Source organism: Streptomyces sp. NPDC046876 (assembly GCF_040645035.1).
Classification (GTDB): Bacteria; Actinomycetota; Actinomycetes; order Streptomycetales; family Streptomycetaceae; genus Streptomyces.
On record NZ_JBEYXK010000056.1, the window covers coordinates 1 to 19,167 of the forward strand.

Below are 19,167 nucleotides of genomic sequence, written 5' to 3' on the forward strand. Positions count from 1 at the left end.
GGTGAGCTGGCTGCTGCGCATGTGGCCGGGCTGTGGTCGCTGGAGGATGCGGCTCTGCTGGTGGCTGCTCGTGGTCGGCTGATGCAGGCGCTGCCCGCCGGTGGTGCGATGGCCGCCGTGCAGGCCACCGAGGACGAGGTCCGTGCGGTGCTCGGCGACGGTGTCGGTATCGCTGCCGTCAATGGGCCGACGTCGGTCGTCGTGTCGGGTGCCGAGGCTGCCGTCGAGGCCGTCGTTGCGCACTTCGCGGAGGCCGGTCGGAAGACCAAGCGGCTGGTGGTGAGCCACGCGTTCCATTCGCCGCTGATGGAGCCGATGCTCGCCGAGTTCCGGCAGTTCGCCCAGCTCCTGGACTACGGGCCGCTGCGGATCCCCGTCGTCTCCACGTTGACCGGGCAGTCGGCCTCGTACGAGGAGCTGTCCGACCCCGAGTACTGGGTGCGGCACGTGCGGGAGGCCGTGCGGTTCGCCGACGCCGTCACCGTCCTGGAAGACCAGGGCCACACCACCTTCCTCGAACTCGGCCCCGACGCGGTGCTCACCGCCATGGCCGCCGAGTCCGCCGCCGACGCGGTGGCGCTGCCCGCGCTGCGCCGGGGCCACGAGGAGCCCCGTACGCTCCTCACCGCGCTCGCCACCCTGCACACGCGGGGCGTCCCGGTCGACTGGGCCGCGCTGCTCGGCGGGCCGGGCGCTGTCGTCGACCTGCCCACGTACCCCTTCCAGCGCAAGCGCTACTGGATCGACGCCGGCACCGCAGGCGTGGACGCCGACTCCCTCGGCATCACCGCCGCCGCGCACCCGCTGCTCGGCGCGGCCGTGTCCGTGGCCGGGTCGGAGCGGCTCGTCCTGACCGGCCGGCTGTCGCTGCGCACCCACCCCTGGCTCGCCGACCACGCCGTGGGCGACACCGTCATCCTGCCGGGCACCGGCTTCGTCGAACTGGCCCTGGCCGCCGGTGAGCAGGCGGGCTGCGAGGTGCTTGAGGAGCTGACGCTCCAGGCGCCGTTGGTGGTGGACCGCACCGCCAGCACCGAGTTCCAGATCGTGGTGGAGGGCCCGGAGGCCGACGGCCGCCGTACCCTGACCGTCCACTCGCGGACCGTGGACGCCGACTGGACCCGGCACGCCGAGGGCGTCCTGCGCTCCGGCGCACCGGCCGGCGCCACGGCCGACCCGGTGTGGCCGCCGCAGGGCGCCACCGCCCTGCCGGTCGACGCCGAGAGCGCGTACGCCCGTATGCGGGACCGGGGCTACGGCTACGGGCCCGCCTTCCAGGGCCTGCGGGCCGCCTGGCGGCGCGGGGCCGAGCTGTTCGCCGAGGTCGCCCTGCCGGAGGGCGTCGAGCCCGCCGGGTACGGGCTGCACCCGGCCCTGCTGGACGCCGCCCTGCACGTCATCGGCCTGGACGAGGACGCCGCCGGCCCCGAACTGCCCTTCGCCTGGGGCGAGGTCGCCCTGCACGCCACCGGTGCCACCGCGCTGCGGGTCCGCGTCACCCCCACCGCCTCGGGCGTCACGCTGAACCTCAGCGACCCCGCCGGCAGCCCGGTCGCCACCGTGGGCTCGCTCGTCCTGCGGCCGCTCGCGGGCGGCCGGGTCGCCGCAGCCGCGGGGCTGCCGCTGCACCACGTCGAGTGGGCCGGGCTGCCCGGGAGCGGGAGCGAGGCCGCGGGTGTGGCTGCCGGTGCCGTGTACGACGTACCGCAAGCCGATGCGGCCTTGGCGGTGCTCGGTCGGATCCGGGAGTGGCTGGCGGACGAGTCCGCGTCGCACGGGGCCGGGCCGCTGGTGGTCCGGACCCGGGGTGCGGTGGCGGTGCGGGCCGGTGAGGACATCGCCGAGCCGGAGACCGCTGCGGTGTGGGGCCTGGTGCGTTCCGCGCAGGCCGAGCACCCGGGGCACTTCGTCCTCCTCGACGCCGACGCCGACGACGATGCCGATGCCGATGCCGATGAGCTTCCCCTGCTGCCCGCCGACGAACCCGAACTCGCCCTCCGGGGCGGTGTCTTCTACGGGGCACGGCTGACGCGTACCGCGCCGGCCGAGGTCGAGAGGGCTACGGCGCCGGTGTTCCGGGAGGGCGGGACCGTCCTGATCACCGGTGGTACCGGTGGGCTGGGTGCGCTGACCGCGCGGCACCTGGTGGCCGAGCACGGGGTGCGGAGCCTGGTGCTGGTCGGGCGTCGGGGCGCCGAGGCTCCGGGGGCCCGTGAGCTGGCTGCGGAGCTCGAGGCCGCGGGGGCGTCGTCCGTGGTGCTGGCGGCCTGTGACGTGGCCGACCGGGATGCCGTCGCGGCGCTGCTCGCGCAGTATCCGGTGACGGCGGTCGTCCACACCGCCGGTGTCCTCGCCGATGCGACCGTGGAGTCGTTGACCGCGGAGCAGCTGGCGGCCGTATGGGCTCCGAAGGCTGCGGCGGCGCGGCACCTGCACGAGCTGACCGCCGGGCAGGAGCTCGACGCGTTCGTGCTCTACTCCTCCGCCGCCGGCACCTTCGACGGCATCGGCCAGGCCAACTACGCCGCCGCCAACGCCTACCTCGACGCCCTCGCCACCCACCGCCGCGCCCACGGCCTGCCCGGGCTGTCCCTGGCCTGGGGCCTGTGGCACCCCGACGCGGGCGGCATGGGCGCCGGCCTCACCACCGCCGACGTGCAGCGCACCGCCCGCGCCGGCACCCCCGCCCACACCGCCGAGCAGGGCCTCGCCTTCCTCGACGCCGCCCTGCGCGCGGAGCGCCCGCACCTGCTCGCGCTGCGCCTGGACTCCGCGGCCCTCGGCCGCCGGGCCCGCGCCGAGGGCGTACCGGCCCTGCTGCGCTCCCTGGTCCGGGTCCCGGCCCGGCGCGCCGCCGCGGGCTCCGCCGGCGGCGGGGACACCCTGGGCGCGCAGTTGGCGGCCCTCTCCCCCGCCGACCAGGACCGCCACCTGCTGACGCTGGTCCGCACCCACGTCGCGACCGCCCTCGGCCACAACGGCCCCGAGGCCGTCGACCCGACACGCGGCTTCGGCAGCCTCGGCTTCGACTCGCTGGCCGCCGTCGACCTGCGCAACCGGCTCGGCGCCGCGACCGGCCTGCGCCTGCCGGCCACGCTCACCTTCGACTACCCCGACGCCCAGTCCCTGGCCCGCTACCTGCGGGACCAGCTCGTCGGCGACACCACCGCCGCGGCGAACGCCGCCCCGGGTACCGGGGTTGCGGGCGCAGGCGCGGGTGCGGCCGATGCGGACGAGCCGATCGCCATCGTCGGCATGGCCTGCCGGTTCCCCGGCGGAGTCACCTCCCCCGAGGGCCTGTGGGAGCTACTGGCCGGCGGCCGCGACGCCATCGGACCCTTCCCCGACAACCGCGGACCGATCTGGGCCGCCTCGTACGACCCCGACCCGGACGCGGTGGGCATGTCGTACTCCGACCAGGGCGCCTTCCTGTACGACGCGGACCGCTTCGACGCCGACTTCTTCGGCATCAGCCCGCGCGAGGCCCTCGCCACCGACCCGCAGCAGCGCCTGCTCCTGGAGACCTCCTGGGAGGCCTTCGAGCGCGCGGGCATCGACCCCTCGGCGCTGCGCGGCGCTCCCGTGGGCGTGTTCGCGGGCGTCATGTACCACGACTTCGCGCCGCGGCTGCGCGAGGTGCCCGAGGAGCTCGCCGGGTACCTCGGCAACGGCGGCCTGGGCAGTGTCGTGTCCGGCCGGGTCTCGTACGCCCTGGGCCTCGAGGGCCCGGCACTGACGGTCGACACCGCGTGCTCCTCGTCGCTCGTGGCCGTGCACCTGGCCGGGCAGGCGCTGCGCAACGGTGAGTGCTCGCTCGCCCTGGCGGGCGGTGTGACCGTGATGTCGACTCCGGACACGTTCGTGGACTTCAGCCGGCAGCGGGGCCTTGCCGCCGACGGCCGCTGCAAGCCGTACGCGGAGGCCGCGGACGGCACCGGCTGGGGCGAAGGCGTCGGTGTCCTCGTCCTTGAGAAGCTCTCCGACGCCCGGAGGAACGGCCACCGCGTGCTGGCGCTCGTCAGCGGCTCCGCCATCAACCAGGACGGCGCCAGCAGCCAGCTCACCGCGCCCAACGGGCCCGCGCAGCAGCGGGTCATCCGGCAGGCTCTGGCCTCCGCCCACCTCACCGCGGCCGATGTGGACGCGGTGGAGGGCCACGGCACCGGTACGCGGCTCGGTGACCCGATCGAGGCGCAGGCGCTGCTCGCCACGTACGGCCAGGACCGGCCGGAAGGCGGCCAGCCGCTGTGGCTCGGGTCGGTGAAGTCCAACCTGGGCCACACCCAGGCAGCCGCCGGTGTCGCGGGCATCATCAAGATGGTCGAGGCCCTGCGCCACGAGACCCTGCCGATGACCCTCGGCGTCGACGCCCCCAGCAGCCACGTCGACTGGAGCGAGGGCGAGGTCTCCCTGCTGACCGAGGCCCGGCCCTGGCCGGCCGGTGAGCGGACCCGCCGCGCGGGCATCTCCTCCTTCGGCATCAGCGGTACGAACGCCCACGTCATCGTGGAGGAAGCCCCGGCCGAGGAGCCCATCGAGCCGGTGCAGGCGCTGCCGGTGGTCCCACTGCTGGTGTCGGCCAAGACGGCGGACGGCGTACGCGACCAGGCGGCCCGCCTGCGGGAGTTCCTCGCCGCGCACCCGGAGGCGGACCTGACCACGGTCGCGTTCGCCCTGGCCACGCAGCGGTCCGCGTTCGCCCACCGGGCGGCCGTGGTGGCCGCCGACCGCGACGGCGCACTGACCGGCCTGGAGGCTCCGGCCCTGACGGGCACGGCCGCGGGCGGCCTGACGGCCTTCCTGTTCACGGGGCAGGGCAGCCAGCGGGCGGGCATGGGGCGCGAGCTGTACACCCAGTCCCCCACTTTTGCCGCCGCCCTGGACGAGGTCTGCGCGGCCTTCGACGAGCACCTTGAGCGGCCGCTCAAGGACGTGCTGTTCGACGAGGACCCGGCTGATCTGAACCGGACCGAGTACACCCAGCCTGCGCTGTTCGCCATCGAAGTCGCCCTGTACCGGCTGGTCGAGGCCTGGGGTGTGCGTGCTGACGCGCTTGCCGGGCACTCCATCGGTGAGCTGGCTGCTGCGCACGTGGCCGGGCTGTGGTCCCTTGAGGACGCGGCTCTGCTGGTGGCTGCTCGTGGTCGGCTGATGCAGGCGCTGCCCGCCGGTGGGGCCATGGCCGCCGTCCAGGCCACCGAGGAGGAAGTGCGCGCCGTCCTGACCGACGGAGTCGGGATCGCCGCCGTCAACGGGCCGACCTCGCTCGTCGTCTCCGGTACGGAGGCCGCCGTTGAGACGGTCGTCGCCCACTTCGCAGAGGCCGGTCGGAAGACCAAGCGGCTCGTCGTCAGCCACGCCTTCCACTCGCCGCTGATGGAGCCGATGCTCGCCGAGTTCGGGGAGATCGCCGCCGGACTCGCCTACGACGAGCCCCGGCTGCCGATCGTGTCCACGCTGACCGGCAAGCCGGCCTCGTACGAGGAGCTCTCCGACCCGCAGTACTGGGTGCGGCACGTCCGCGAGGCCGTCCGCTTCGCCGATGCCGTGAACACACTGCAGGGCCAGGGCGTCACCACCTTCTTCGAGCTCGGCCCGGACGCGGTCCTCACCGCAATGGCCGCCGAGTCCCTCGACGCGGAGTCCGTGGCGATCCCCGCGGTCCGCCGCGACCGGCCCGAGGCGCAGGCCCTGACCGAGGCCGTCGCCCGGCTCCACCTGCACGGCACCGCCGTCGACTGGGCCGCGTTCTTCGGCGCGGCCCGTACCGGAGTCGTGGACCTGCCCACGTACGCCTTCCAGCACGCGGGCTACTGGCTCGCGGACCGGACCCTCGCGGGCTCCGGCCGGGCCGAGGAGTTCGGGCAGCAGGACACCGGGCATGCGGTCCTGGGTGCCGCGGTCGAGCTGCCCGAGGGCGACGGGGTGCTGTTCACGGGCCGGCTGTCGCTGCGCAGCCACCCCTGGCTCGCCGACCACGCCGTCGCCGGGACCGTCATCGTCCCCGGCGCCGCCCTCGTGGACATCGCCGTCCGCGCCGGCGACCACCTCGGCGCGGGGGTCCTCCAGGACCTCACCCTGCACGCCCCGCTGGTCGTGCCGGCCGAAGGCGCCGTGGACCTGCGCGTGCAGGTCGGCGGCGGGGAGCCGTACGCCCTCACCGTGTTCTCGCGGGCCGAGGGCGCCGAGGACGAGCCGTGGGTGCGGCACGCCGACGGGGTGCTCGTCGCGCAGGACGCGGTGGCCGGGACCTCGCTGGAGGTCTGGCCTCCGGCCGGGGCGGAGCCCGTCGACGTCAGCTCGCTGTACGAGGACCTCGCGGCGAGCGGGCTGGAGTACGGGCCGGTGTTCCAGGGCCTGCACGCCGCCTGGCGACTCGGCGAGGACGTGTACGCCGAAGTCGCCCTGCCCGAGGGCAGCGACACCGGCGGCTTCGGCCTCCACCCGGCCCTGCTCGACGCCGCCCTGCACGCCATCGGGCTGGGCGCGGCGGCGAAGGACACGGCCGAAATGCCGTTCGCGTGGAGCGACGTCGTGCTGCACGCCGTCGGCGCCACCGCCCTGCGCGTCCGGGTGACCCCGGCCGCCTCCGGGTACGGGCTGCACCTCGCGGATGCCGCGGGTGCGCCGGTGGCCACGGTCGGCGCTCTCGCGCTGCGGCCGGTGGCTGCGGACGACCTGCGGTCCTCGGCCGCGGTGCGGGACCTGTACGAGGTGCGGTGGAGCGAGCCGGCCCCGGAGGCGGCCGGTGCCGCCTTCGAGGAGGCGCCGGTGGTGCTGGAGGTGCCGGCGGGCGGCGAGCCGGGCCCGGTGCTGGACGGCGTACTGGAGTGGCTGCGGGCGCAGCTGCCGGGGACCGCGCCGCTGCTGGTCGTGACGCGGGGGGCCGTGGCCGCCTCGGACGGCGAGGACGTGGCCGACCTGGCGCAGGCCGCCGTGTGGGGGCTGGTGCGCGCGGCGCAGGCCGAGCACCCAGGGCGGATCGTGCTGCTGGACGCCGACACCGAAGCCCCTGACCTGTCGGCGATCGGCGAGGCGGAGCCGGAGCTGCTGCTGCGCGACGGCCGGCTGCGCGTGCCGCGGCTGGCGCCGGCCTCGGCTCCGGCCGGGGACGCCGCCGGGGCGCCGGTGTTCCGGGAGGGCGGCACCGTCCTCGTCACCGGCGGCACCGGCGGGCTGGGCGCGCTGACCGCCCGGCACCTGGTCGCGGAGCACGGCGTACGGAGCCTGGTGCTGACCAGCCGCCGCGGGGCCGAGGCGCCGGGTGCGGCCGAGTTGGCCGCGGAGCTCCAGGCCGCGGGCGCCTCCGTGGTACTGGTCGCCTGCGACGTCGCCGACCGGGATGCGGTGGCGGCGCTGCTGGCCGCGCATCCGGTGACGGCCGTCATCCACACCGCCGGTGTGCTGGCCGACGCCACCGTGGAGTCGTTGACCGCCGAGCAGCTGCGCACCGTATGGGCTCCCAAGGCCGAAGCGGCGCGCCACCTGCACGAACTGACCGCCGGGCAGGGGGATCTGGACGCCTTCGTCCTGTTCTCCTCCACGGCCGCCACGTTCGACGGCTCCGGCCAGGGCAACTACGCCGCCGCCAACGCCTACCTCGACGCTCTCGCGGCGCACCGCCGGGCCCAGGGGCTGCCCGCCATCTCCCTGGCGTGGGGCCTGTGGCACCCGGAGGCCGGCGGCATGAGCAGCACCCTCAGCCAGGCCGACGTGGACCGGGTGGCCCGGACCGGCCCGGCGGCGCTCGGCCGCGAGCACGGGCTCGCGCTGTTCGACGCGGCGCTGGCGAGCGGGGCGGCGCGGCTGCTGCCGGTGCCGTTCGATGCGAAGGCGCTGGCCGAGCGGGCGCGGGTGCAGGGCCTGCCGGCCGTGCTGCGCTCCCTGGTCCGGCCGGTCGGCGTACGGCGCTCCGTCGCCGGGGCGGCGGGTGCGGCCGGGGCCGGGGCGGCCGGGCAGAGCCTCAAGGAGCGGCTGCTCGCGCTGCCCGCGGGTCAGCGCGAGGAGCTCGTACTGGACCTGGTGCGCTCCCAGGCGGCCGCCGTCCTGGGGCACGCGGGAGCGGATGCGGTCGACCCCGAGCGCGGCTTCGGCCAGCTCGGCTTCGACTCGCTCGCGGCGGTCGAGTTCCGCAACCGGCTCGCGCCGGCGACCGGACTGCGGCTGCCGGCCACCTTGACCTTCGACTACCCGACGTCGCGGGCGCTGGCGGGCTACATCCGCGAGGAGCTCGCCCCGGACGAGACCGGAGCCGCCGCCCTGCGGGCGGTGGAGGGCGAACTGGCCCTGCTGGAGGACCGGCTGATGCTGGCCGCCGGCGAGGTCGTGGACGGTACGGACCACAGCCGGGTCGGTGAGCGGCTGCGGGCGCTGGCCGCCCGCTGGGCGGCGCTGAACGCGCCGGCCGGCATCGAGGAGGAGGCCGCCGCGCTCGCGGACGCCGACGCCGACGAACTCTTCGGGATCCTCGACGGCGAATTCGAACTGGGCTGACACAGGCGGGCAGCCACCCGCAGGCACGCATTGACGCATGCACGCACGCAAAGACGACGACGCACGCACGACACGTACGGCACGTACGAGACGTATGAGGAGATCCGATCATGGTTGCTGCTCTGGATACGGCCACGGCCACGGCTCCGGCCACGGCTCCGGCTCCGGCTCCCGCCAGACGCAAGGAGACCGACCTGTGGCTGCTGGAACGGCTGGTCCCTGGGGCGGGCGTCAACAACCTCTCCCTGACCTTCGACGTGGACGGCCCGCTGGACCGGGCCGCCCTCGGGCGGGCGCTGACCCTGGTCGTGCGCAAGCACGACATCCTGCGGACGGTCTTCCGGGCCGGTGAGACCGAGCTGGTCCGCGAGGTGCTGGACCCCGCGGCGGTCACCGTGGAGGTGGAGGAGTTCCGGCCGGACCCGGCCCCGGAGCGGGTGCAGGCGGAGGTCGAGGCGTTCGTCGCAGCGCCGTTCGCCCTCGACGGCTCGCCGCTGCTGCGCGCGGCGCTGTTCACCACGGGCAGCGGAGGCTCGGTGGTCAGCGTGGCGCTGCACCACCTGGTCTTCGACGCGATGTCGACGGTCACCCTGCTGGGCGAGCTGATCAGCGCGTACGAGGCGCCCGACGGCTACGCCACACTGCCGGCGGTCGCCGCGGCCGAGGAGCCCGAGCCGGGCGCGGCCAGTGTGGAGTTCTGGCGCGAGCAGCTGCGCGGCTACCGGGCGCCCGAGGGCGGCCTGTGGTTCGGCAACCCGCCGTCGGAGGCGCCCGACCTGGCGGGCGGCAGCACCTGGTACGCGCTGTCGGCCGAGGCCCGCGCCGTGGTGGCCCGGCTGCAGCGCGAGCTGCGGGCGCCGCAGGCGGTGGTCCTGCTGGCCGCGTACGCGCTGCTGCTGTCGCGGCACGGCGCCGGGCAGGACATCGTCGTCGGCTCGCCGGTCAGCGTCCGCCCGGCCGGGCAGGAGGGCGCGATGGGCTACCACGTCAACGTGCTGCCGCTGCGGGTGAAGGTGGATCCGGCGAAGCCGTTCAAGCGGCTGGTCAACCGGGCGCGTTCGGTGTTCCTGGAGGGCCTCGGCCATTCGGGCGTGCCGGCCGAGTCGGTCCTGGACGAGGTCCGCGACAGCGGCGGCTCCGGCTGGCGCAACTCGCTGTGCACGCACCTGTTCAACTACGTGCCCGGCGGTACGTCCGCCGAGTTCGCGGTGGCCGGGCACCCGGCCCGGATCCGCGGCGTGGAGAACGGTTTCAGCAAGTTCGACCTCGAGTTCTTCTTCATGCCGGAGGGCGAGGACGAGCACGCCGAGACCCGGATCCGCGCCGTCTACCGCACCCAGGCGTTCGGCCCGCACGAGGTGGACCTGCTGCTGGCCCGCTACGACGCCCTGCTGGTCCGGCTCGGCGAGGCCGCGCCCACCACGGCGGTCGGCGAGATCGCCGCCTGGGGCGCCGAGGACACCGCGGCCGTGGAGGCCGGCCACCGCGGCGGACTCCCGCAGGCGTACGCGGCCTCCCCCGCGGTGGCCCGGTTCTCCCGGTACGCCCGCGGTGAGCTGAGCGGCGTACGGGCGTACGTGGCGGGCCCGGACGGCCAGGAGCTCCCCCTCCTCGTCCGCGGCGAACTGCACCTGACGGGCCCGGACGGCGAGCCGGCCCCCACGGCCGAGCTGGCCCGCTGGCTGCCCGACGGCCGCCTCGAGCTCCTGGGCCGCAAGGACCGCCGGGTCACCGTCCAGGGCACGACGGTGCCGCTGGACGACATCGACGGGGTGCTGCTGGCCCACCCGGACGTCGTGAACGCCGCGACGGTCGCGGTACCGGCGGCGGCCGGCGCCGATCCCGTCCTGGTCTCCTTCGTGGCCACGACGGCGGCCGCGGACCTGGCGGACCGGCTCCTGAAGCAGATCCGCGCGGACCTGCCCGGCGCCGCCGAACCGCACCAGGTGGTGATCACGGACGCCCTGCCCGAGGTCGCGGGCCTGCCCGACCTGGAGGGCCTGGCCCTGCGCGCCGAACGCCTCCTGCGCGAGGAGCCGGCCGCGCCGGAGGCCGACGGCATGGACGCCGAGGAGCTCGCCGACCGCCTGCTGCTGCTGTGGCGCGAGTACCTCAAGCGGGACGACCTGACGGTCCGCTCCGGCTTCTTCGCCAGCGGCGGCCACTCCCTGCTGGGCATCCAGCTCCTGCAGCGGGTGAAGCGCAACATGCACCTGACGGTCCGGGTGAAGCTGGCGGACCTGTTCGCCCACCCGACCCCGGAAAAGCTGGCCACCCACATAGCCCGCACGGCGGCCTGAGGCAGCGCAGCCCAGCACAGCACAGCAGCAGCACAGCACACGAACCGAACGCACGAACCGAACGGGAGACGGCCGGTGGGCCGGGGCACCAGCCCCGGCCCACCGGCCGTTCCGCATCCCCCCGGCCGGGCCCCGTGGGCCGATTGGCGGCATGGAGGTGCGGCGCCGCGACACCGTGGTGAGCATGGGACGGGCGCTCCTTCCGGCCCGTTGCCGGCGCAACACCGGTCTGGTCGACCGGCGGCCGGTACGAAACCCGCGGAACGCCCTTCCCAGACCCCACCGCCCAGACGTACCCGCCTCCCCGAGCCGCGGCCGAGTCGAGCACGCGGCTCCGGTGCGCCGTGCACCTGGGCGCCGTCCGACCCCGAGGAGAAGACATGCGCGTCCTCATCCAGATGCGGCCCGAGCGCGATCTCGTGGAGGCCGTGGTGAACCCGCAGCTCACCGCGACGACCGAAGACGTCGCAGGGCGTCTGTCCGGCATCGAGCTGGACCAATCGTTCACCCCGGTGGCGGTGCCCAGACCGGTACCGACCATGACGGACGGGGATCCACTGTCCCTGGACCAGCCACTCAGGTTCTCCATGGAGCCACAGGACGCCACCGTTCTGGTCCGCGGGGAGATCCACGACTACGACACCGCCGACCGGATCGCGATGCTCTCCCTCGCCCACCCGGAGATCGTCGGGATCTCCGCCGACCCGGTCATCGAGGGGGTGCCCACGTGTGGCGGGGACTCCCCCGTCGGCGACTGGCAGGACGTGCGGGACCTCCTCGCCGAGCTGGGGGCGGACAACCTCGACGGCAGCGGCGTCGCCCTGGCGATCACCGACACCGGCATCAACACCCAGCACCTGAGCGACGAACTGGACCGCCCGATCACGGTCGACGCGGCACGCAGCTGGAACCCCCCGGGCGTGGTCGGCCAACCGGGGAAGTTCCCGGTCCACCACGGCACCATGTGCGCGTTCGACGCCCTCATCGCCGCGCCGAAGGCGACCCTGCTCGACATCCCCGTGCTGCTCTCCCGGCGCCCCGGGCCGACCGTCATGAGCGGGCTGCTCTCGGACGCGGTCGCCGCCTACGCCCACCTGCTGGGCGTGCTCGCGGCGATGCCGCAGGACAAGAGGGCGCTCGTGGTCAGCAACAGCTGGGGCTCCTTCTCGCCCCGGTGGGACTTCCCGCCCGGCCACCCCGGCAACTACTCGGACAACCGCGCCCACCCCTTCAACCTGATGGTGACCGCCCTGGAGGCCGCGGGCGCGGACATCCTGTTCGCGGCCGGCAACTGCGGCCGCGACTGCCCGGACGGGCGGTGCGAGTTCACCAGCCGTCCCATCTGCGGCGCCAACTCCCACCCGCGTGTCCTGTCGATCGGCGGCGTCGACACCCGGGGAGACCGGGTCGGCTACTCCTCCCAGGGCCCCGGACGGCTCAGCAGCGACAAGCCGGACCTCTGCGCGTACACGCACTTCGAGGGCTCGCACGCCTTCGGCGCGCACAAGCCGGACTCCGGTACCTCGGCGGCCTGCCCGGTCGCCGCGGGCGTCGTCGCCGCCATCCGCACGCACTGGCCGGTCAGCGCCATCAAGCCGGCCGAGCTCCGTACGCTGCTGCGCCGCACCGCCGACGACCTCGGCACCGCGGGGTTCGACTTCGACACCGGCTTCGGCGTGATCAACCCGTCGGCCATCATGGACGCGCTGCGCCGCCGCCAGAAGAACGGCCACCGCAGCCGCAGCCGCAGCCGCAGGTAGTCGGCGATGGCCCCCGACACGCCCACCACCCTCATCACGGTCGAGCTCCCGCCGGGGGCCACACTCGACGACGCCGTACAGAAGCTCGGCCTCACCCCCGAGGAGGTCGACACCGCCTACGGCCTCATCGACCTGCACAACGGCACGTACGCCCTCCTCGTCACCGAAGCAGCGGCCGAACGCGTAAGCGGCACACCGGGCATGAAGGGCCCGTACGCCAACCCGAAGATCGAACCCTTCGGCCCGCCCCAACCCGCCCCTGACGAGAAGTAGCGCAGAACAGCACACGGGCCGGCCCGCCACCGTGGCGGGCCGGCCCTTTCGGGGCCTCAGCCCGCCTTCGCACATGCGGCACGCAGTGCGGCACCCCGCGTAAGGAACGCAACGCGAATGACGGGCACCATGCAGACGACCTGCATCAAGGCGTACCAGGGCGGACACACCCCGGGGATCACATCAACGCCGATGATGGCGATCGGCATGACGACGGCGAGGCCGCGCAACCGCTCGAAGGCCCGTCGCGACCCCCGGGAAGCGGACACGACCACCCGGTGCACCACCAGGGCGACCACGGGCAGCAGAACCGCCCGCACCCACATGAACCCGTTGACCATGTGCCCGCTGCCCGCCACCGCAATGACGGCGAGCAGTCCGAGGACGCTGAGTGCGCCGTACGCTGTGATGCTTTTCCTCGCCGTGTCGAAGGCCCGTCGGATGTCGGTTTCCCTGCTGGTTTCCATGCCACCGACGCTACGGAGCGACCGCCGTCCCCCCTATCCGTCTGGCCCCACACTCGGGTGGGTCCAGCCCCACTACCACCCTGACCAGGGCGTCGGCGGCAACGGCAGGGGTGCACAGTAGGAGCACCAAGGGGAAAGAAGACCGAGGGGGGACCATGAGACATCTGGGTCTATGGCTGAAGCGGGCCGGCACGGGGGCCTTACGGGCGTGCACCGTGGCGGCGGTCACCATGGCGGTTCCGGCGGTGTGGGCCGCCGCCGTGGCGCTCGGCATCCGGTGGGGCGCGGGCAACCCGTGGTCGTGGCTGGGCCCGTTCGTCCTCACCACCGTGGGCACGCTCGCCCTGCCCCGCCCGGTCTGCCGGACGGTCCGCTTCCTCGTCGCGAGGTGGACGGACACAGTGATCCCCGCGGGCTACCGCCAGGCCCCACCCGTCACCCAACTCTCCACCGGCTACTGGTGGAACGGCTTCGGCTACGAACGCACCCGTCGCGACGCGCTCATGGACCAGCGGCGGCGGATCCGCTGGAACGATCCCGCGAACTGGCGCGACCTCCGTTTCACGGCCATCGCCCCCTTCACCGCGGGCCTGGTCGCGTGCGTCCCGCCGGCGGGGGCAGCCGCAGCCGTCCTCGGCCTCACCCGGCCGGAGCTCCTGGGCCGCGCCGTGGGCGTCCTGGCCCTGATGGTGGCCGTAGCCTCGTCCCCGTACGCCTGGCGCTGTCTGGTCCCGGTAGCCGTCCACTTCTTGCGCCCCTCGCCCTCGATGGTGCTGGCGGACCGGGTGGAGGAGCTGACCGCCCAGCGCGCGGAGGCAACGGTCGCCCAGGCCGCCGAGATCCGCCGCATCGAGCGGGACCTGCACGACGGCGCACAGGCCCGCCTGGTCTCCCTGGGCCTCTCCCTCGCAATCGCCGAAAAGCTGATGGAAACCGACCCCGACCAGGCCAGAACCCTCATGCGGGAAGCCCGCGCCGGCGCCACCGCCTCCCTCACCGAACTCCGCGAACTGGTCAGGGGCATCAACCCGCCCGTCCTGAACGACCGAGGCCTGGTCGACGCCGTCCGCGCCCTGGCCCTGGACAGCCCCCTGGAAACAACAGTCACCGCAGCCCTCGACGACTGCGCCCTCGACCCCCCGATCGAGTCCGCCCTGTACTTCGCCACGGCCGAACTCCTCACGAACGCAACGAAGCACGCCCACGCAACCCAGGCCCGCATCTCCCTCACCCGCACCACCACCTCCGTGCTCATCCAGGTGGAGGACAACGGCCGGGGCGGCGCCGACATCACCCCCGGCGGCGGCCTTGCAGGCCTCCGCCGCCGCTTGTCCGCCTTCGACGGCACCCTGGAGCTCACGAGCCCGACGGGCGGCCCGACCCTCGCAACCCTGGTGGTGCCATGCGCATAGTCGTAGCCGAAGACCTCTACCTCCTCCGAGACGGAATGGTCCGCCTCCTCGAGGCGTACGGCCACCAGGTAGTAGCCACGGCAACAACCGGCCCCGAAACCCTGGAGGCCCTCCTCACCCACCACCCGGACGTCGCCGTCGTCGACGTCCGCATGCCCCCGACCCAATCGGACGAAGGCCTCCAGGCGGCCCTGGCAGCCCGCCGTGCACACCCGGGCCTGCCGATCCTGATCCTGTCCCAGTACGTGGAGCAGCTCTACGCCCGCGAACTCCTGGCCGACGGCTCCGGCGGCATCGGCTACTTCCTCAAGGACAGCGTGTTCGACGCGGACCAGTTCAACGACGCCCTGGAACGCGTGGCCGCCGGCGGAACCGCAATGGACCCCACGGTCATCGCGAAGCTCCTCTCCAACGGCCCTTCAACCCGCCGCCTGGACCACCTCACCGACCGCGAACACCAGGTCCTCACCCTGATGGCCGAAGGCCTCTCCAACCAGGCGATAGCCCAACGCCTCTTCCTGAGCGAGGGCGCCATCAGCAAGTACACGACGTCCCTCTTCACGAAGCTGGACATCACCACCTCCGACCACACCAACCGCCGCGTCCTGGCCGTCCTCACGTACCTCAACAACCCGTAAAAGCGGGGCTGTTACCGTGACCAAATGCCCTCGATCAAGCAGTTCCAGGTCACCTTCGACTGCGCGGAACCCGAGCGCCTCGCCCGCTTCTGGTGCGAGGTGCTGGGCTACGTCATACCGCCGCCGCCGAAGGGCTTCGCCACCTGGGACGCATACAAGCACGCGCAGCCACCCGAGGAACAGGATTCCTGGTTCGCCTGCGTCGACCCCTCAGGCGTGGGCCCGCGCCTGTACTTCCAGCGCGTCCCGGAAGGCAAGGCCGCCAAGAACCGGCTGCACCTCGACGTACGGGTCGCCACGGGCCTCGTGGGCGAAGAACGCCTCGCCGCCCTCGAGGCCGAATGCGCCCGCCTACTCCCCCTCGGAGCCGTACACGTCCAAACCCTGTACGACGGCAACGACGCCTGCATCCCCATGCAGGACATAGAAGGCAACGATTTCTGCCTCGACTGACCGCCGCCAAGCCATGCCGCCCGACCCGCGTCAGTTGGATCGCCTTGAAGAGGTAGAGAAAGCTTGGGCGCATCCCGCTTCGGCGATACGCCGTGCCTGTCGGCTGGTCGTCCGGCTGGAGTGTGGTCGGAGCCTCGGGCTGGCAGGTGGTGGCCGGTGGCCATCGGGGGCCATCACCGTTCGGCTGATGCTGGGCGGCGTGGTGGGGGTACCGTCTGAGTGTCGCCGCAGAACGGAGTTCGCCGTGCCGGAGAGCATCGAGGAGCACGCCGGCGCCCGGATCGCCCGCATCCGGAAACAGCGCGGCCTGACTCAGCAGGGGCTGGCAATGCGGGCTCACCTGTCGAAGTCGCTGTTGTCCAAGGTGGAGTGCGGGCAGAAGCCCGCCTCTCCGGCCCTTGTTGCTGCTTGTGCCCGCGCGCTGGGGGTTTCCACATCGGACCTGTTGGGGCAGCCGTACGCCGAGGAGCTGCGTCGGGACCGGATGGACGCGTTGATCCAACCGATTCGTGAGGGGCTGGAGAACTGGGACATCGCTCTGGACTGGGAGACGGGGCCCCGTCCGGTTGCCTTGATTCAGGCCGATGTTCAGCGTGCCCTCGTACAGCGTCGTCAGGCGCAGTACACGGACATGGTGCGCGACCTTCCTGCGCTGATCGACGAGTCGGTACAGGCAGTGCACACCAGCACTGGGGAGGAGCAGCGGCTGGCGCACGAATGCCTGGCGGGGGCCTTCCGGTGTGTGTTCACCGTGGCGTGGAACTTCGGCTACATCGACCTGGCGACTGTCGCGCTGGACCGTCTGGCGTGGGCCGCGCCGCGCGCAGACGAGCCGGGCCTGGCCGCCATGCACGCTTACCTCCGTGCGCAGACCACGATGTCGTCGGGCCGGTATGACGTGGGCATCCGCGTGATCGACCGGGCGCTGCGCGATCTCGACGGTCAGGATGCGCGCCATCCGTCAGGTGTGGAGGCGATGCGGGGCGTGATGCAGTTGCGGGCTGCGGTGATCGCGGGCCGGATGAAGGACCGGTACCATGCCGACGCCCGCCTGGCCGAAGCCCGGGCCCTCGCGCGGACCACGGGTGAACTGCCCGACTTCGGCGTCACCTGGGGGCCGACCAACGTCGGTGTGCACGCGGTGGCCATCGCCTCCGAGATGGACGACTTCGGGCGTGCGATCGAGCTCGCCGAGGACGTACGCATTCCGCGGGGCTGGACCCGTTCCAGAGCCGGGCACCACTGGATGGACCTCGGCCGGGCCCACGCTTGGGCGAGCCATCCGGAGCAGGCGCTGGACTGCCTGCTCCAGGCCCGGCGTATCGCCCCCCAGCAGACTCGCTACCACCCAACCGTGCGAGAGACGGTACTCGCATTGAGACGGCAGGAGCGGATGCGTAGCAATGCGCTGGCGCAATACGCGGAGTGGGTCGGGATATAGCAGATCCCGGCCAAGGGACGTTGCACATCTTGGTGCAACCTCCGCGCATCGCCGATCGGCAGGCTGACCTCTCGTCAGGACCTCCGCGACCGGGTGAACGGTCCGGGGGCATGGCCAACGCTGACAAGGAGCGTCGACGTGCCGCACTGTACCGTCCGCATCTTCGAGCCGCTGCTGCGGCTGCTGTGGCCCGTATCGGGCTGCCATCGCGGACCAGATCAGCGATCCGCCGGCCACTGCGTGAAGGCGCCGATCGCGTGTCCCTCCCGCGCATCGGCTAGCCCGGTATTGCGCGGTGCGGAGACCGAGCTGGTTCGCCCGTACCTGGTCACGCACGAGCGCCGGAGGCAACAGCGCCAGTGGGCACGGCCACGCGTGGTCCGGCGGGCCGTGCACGGCCTCAATGCACCGCTGGTCAGCGGAGTGGCGGTACAAGCATGGTGAGCCCGGCGGGTCAGCTGCGTCTGCTGCCCTGGGCCGGGCAAGACGGCAAGCCGTCCTATCTCGCGGGCGACGGAACCGGGTACCTGTCACGGCTCGCGGACAACATGGAGTCCGCCCAGCTCGGTCTGGCCGGTGAACTCCTCCGTGAAGCGAAGCGCGTTCTGGACAGCCGCCAGTGGACGCAAGGTGAATTGCACCTGCTGGCGCTCCAGTTGACCGAAGCACTGACCAATGTGCAGCGGATCGCGGTCAGCCGAGGCGAACGCCTGTCCACACCCGCCGACGACGATCTCGACACTGTGGATGACCTGGAGGACGACGAAGACGAGTAGCACCTCGCCCCCAGCCGTCTGCTGCTGACTACTGGCGTCAGGCGCCCCCGTACACGCGAGCGGCCCCACCAAAATGATCCCATTGGGGCCGCTCGCTTTCCATTCCTGTTCAGCATCAGGCGGCTGATGCAACACCACGGTAGTAATCGGCGGCTTGCTTCAGCGCGAGAGCCAACGACGGCAATCCTTCAGAGTGGCGCCACTCACGAGTTCCCTCTTGGCAAGCTCTCCACACACGGACATATTCGTCATCGAGTTCTGATGACCGAACGATCATTTCATCGAACTCGGAATCCGAGAATTTCCGCTATATTCGATCCAGAAAACGCTCGTTAAGCTCTTCGCGCGCCACGAGAAGTTCACCAACTCGACGAAGGTGCAAACCACCAACAATCGGGCTGGTAATAATCTCCGCCAACACTCTGGTGTACTGCGACGGGCCGCCCACCTGACTCACCCTCTGTTCATCCTTCCTCGTAGCACGGCCATTCAACGACGCCTTCAGGGAGGTCGACCCCGCCAGCCCGCAGGATGTCGACACAATAGGTCACACAGCTATTATCAAACCCGTCATACCCGCCAAGGTTCGCACCAATGGCACTCTCCGAGCCTCGCGGCAGCTTCTGCGTCGGGGAAGTCGAAAGTGAGCTACCTTGCGTTAGGGCCAAGATCACCATCGATCGCATCCGAGCATGTGGTCGCGCAGCCACTAAGCCCCCCTGCCTGGCGGGAGGCCCGTTGATAAACTGCTCAGTGAGTTCGCGGCGCGTCCAGTAGGCGGAGCATCGGGATCGTAGAAAACGGTAGTGGCACCAATGCAGTGGTGAACTAGGACCGGCGTGGCCCCCACCAGCACATGGTACGCGTACGTACTGAAGTGCTGTCATCATGCTCTCGCAGGTCGGCAGAATTCTGCTAGTCCGCGGACATGAGGGGGAGTGCCCTGCTGTCCTCCACTGTTCCGTCGGGGTTGCCGTCAGACGGCACGCACGCGAGGGGCCCTGTTCGGGTTGGGTCGAACAGGGTCAGGGGGCCGTGTGCTGGCTTGCCCTGAAGCCCCCGTCAAGGCTCGCTTGACGGGGGCTTCAGTTCGCTATCCTGAGCAGTTTCCAGCAGGTAAAACCTTGAGGAATTCGCGCAGGAACAGCGTGCTA

Annotated in this window: 10 protein-coding genes; 9 read left to right on the forward strand and 1 reads right to left on the reverse strand. The window is 72.5% G+C overall.

All coding sequences use genetic code 11. The annotated features are described in order from the left end of the window. Nucleotides 1-6: 6 nt before the first annotated feature. The 4 genes from ABZ924_RS25170 (at nucleotide 7) to ABZ924_RS25185 (ending at nucleotide 12,826) form a co-directional block, all read left to right on the forward strand. Nucleotides 7-8,493, forward strand: coding sequence for an SDR family NAD(P)-dependent oxidoreductase (locus tag ABZ924_RS25170; protein WP_361913982.1), 8,487 nt, complete (start codon nucleotides 7-9; stop codon nucleotides 8,491-8,493). A 110-nt stretch (nucleotides 8,494-8,603) separates the two neighbouring features. Next, nucleotides 8,604-10,793: a condensation domain-containing protein gene (locus ABZ924_RS25175; protein WP_361913932.1), complete on the forward strand. Its 2,190-nt coding sequence runs from the start codon at nucleotides 8,604-8,606 to the stop codon at nucleotides 10,791-10,793. Between the two features lie 380 nt (nucleotides 10,794-11,173). Further along, nucleotides 11,174-12,553, forward strand: coding sequence for a S8 family serine peptidase (locus tag ABZ924_RS25180; RefSeq protein ID WP_361913935.1), 1,380 nt, complete (start codon nucleotides 11,174-11,176; stop codon nucleotides 12,551-12,553). A gap of 6 nt (nucleotides 12,554-12,559) precedes the next feature. Continuing rightward, nucleotides 12,560-12,826: a hypothetical protein gene (locus tag ABZ924_RS25185; RefSeq protein WP_361913938.1), complete on the forward strand. Its 267-nt coding sequence runs from the start codon at nucleotides 12,560-12,562 to the stop codon at nucleotides 12,824-12,826. 56 nt (nucleotides 12,827-12,882) lie between these two features. Here the strand turns inward: ABZ924_RS25185 and ABZ924_RS25190 are convergent, their stop codons facing one another. Further along, entirely contained in the window at nucleotides 12,883-13,293 is a 411-nt protein-coding gene (locus tag ABZ924_RS25190; RefSeq protein ID WP_361913941.1) for a hypothetical protein, read from the reverse strand. 155 nt (nucleotides 13,294-13,448) lie between these two features. Between ABZ924_RS25190 and ABZ924_RS25195 the strand changes: the two genes are divergently transcribed. The 5 genes from ABZ924_RS25195 (at nucleotide 13,449) to ABZ924_RS25215 (ending at nucleotide 18,013) form a co-directional block, all read left to right on the forward strand. Further along, on the forward strand, nucleotides 13,449-14,705 hold the full coding sequence (locus tag ABZ924_RS25195) for a histidine kinase (RefSeq protein WP_361913944.1): 1,257 nt from the start codon (nucleotides 13,449-13,451) through the stop codon (nucleotides 14,703-14,705). Next, complete coding sequence (locus ABZ924_RS25200; protein ID WP_361913947.1) at nucleotides 14,696-15,343, forward strand: response regulator transcription factor; 648 nt, start codon at nucleotides 14,696-14,698, stop codon at nucleotides 15,341-15,343. The genes ABZ924_RS25195 and ABZ924_RS25200 overlap by 10 nt, the downstream gene beginning before the upstream one ends. 24 nt (nucleotides 15,344-15,367) lie before the next feature. Continuing rightward, nucleotides 15,368-15,796: a VOC family protein gene (locus ABZ924_RS25205; protein WP_361913950.1), complete on the forward strand. Its 429-nt coding sequence runs from the start codon at nucleotides 15,368-15,370 to the stop codon at nucleotides 15,794-15,796. 244 nt (nucleotides 15,797-16,040) lie between these two features. Continuing rightward, nucleotides 16,041-17,237, forward strand: a complete 1,197-nt coding sequence (locus tag ABZ924_RS25210; RefSeq protein ID WP_361913953.1) for a helix-turn-helix transcriptional regulator — start codon at nucleotides 16,041-16,043, stop codon at nucleotides 17,235-17,237. A 437-nt stretch (nucleotides 17,238-17,674) separates the two neighbouring features. After that, nucleotides 17,675-18,013, forward strand: a complete 339-nt coding sequence (locus ABZ924_RS25215) for a hypothetical protein (RefSeq protein WP_361913956.1) — start codon at nucleotides 17,675-17,677, stop codon at nucleotides 18,011-18,013. Nucleotides 18,014-19,167: the final 1,154 nt, after the last annotated feature.